The sequence below is a fragment of the Sodalis-like endosymbiont of Proechinophthirus fluctus genome, assembly GCF_001602625.1.
Classification (GTDB): Bacteria; Pseudomonadota; Gammaproteobacteria; order Enterobacterales; family Enterobacteriaceae.
In genome coordinates this window covers 12,032-12,735 of the sequence record NZ_LECR01000022.1, presented here as the reverse complement: position 1 = coordinate 12,735, position 704 = coordinate 12,032, and the positions used below count along the sequence as shown (strand labels likewise).

At 53.0% G+C, this 704-nt stretch carries 1 protein-coding gene; it reads right to left on the bottom strand.

From position 1 onward, the window contains the following. Nucleotides 1-558 (bottom strand): YciK family oxidoreductase (locus BG74_RS02335; RefSeq protein WP_244267169.1); only part of this gene is annotated, 558 nt, incomplete at its 3' end. Nucleotides 559-704: the final 146 nt, after the last annotated feature.

Genomic DNA, 704 nt, shown 5'->3' with positions numbered 1-704 from the left:
AGACGCGGGATACTCCTCTGCCAATACCTGCATCATCCCTTCAGTGGCGAATTTGGATACCGAATAAGCGCCCCAATTCGCCCGTCCCTGTCGGCCCACGCTAGAGGTGCTGAAAATCAGCGACGGGCTGCTGGCTTTAAGCAGCAGCGGTAGCAATACTTGCGTTAGCATAAAGGTGCCGTTGATATTAACCGCCATGACTTCTGACCAGCACGCGGGAGTTTGCTTGGCCATAGGCGCGATTTCACCCAAAAGGCCGGCGTTATTAATCAAACCGTCCAGATGTGGAATTTCGTCGGTAAGACTTTTGGCCAGCCGCTGATAGGGCGCCGGCTCGGTACAGGCCAAATCCAGCACTAGCACCCGGGCTTCACGCCCGCCCGCCTCCTCGATGGTCTGTTTCACCGTGTTCAGTTTATGTTCTGTTCTACCAAGCAACAATACTGATGCGCCGTGGCGGGCATAGGTCAGGGCCGCCTCGCGACCAATGCCGTCACCGGCGCCGGTCACCATAATGTATTTTTTATCTAGTAAATTACGTTTAGGCTGATAATACACGCCTCACTCCTTAGTTAGGAAACATTATCGCCAATCGCCAATTATTATGGCTCCTATAGACAGACTTATCTCCTTTTATTCCTGATCCAGAAGGATATTTCAATCGCCGGGATTCTGATGTCCGCGCCACGCAAGCCGACGCAGGG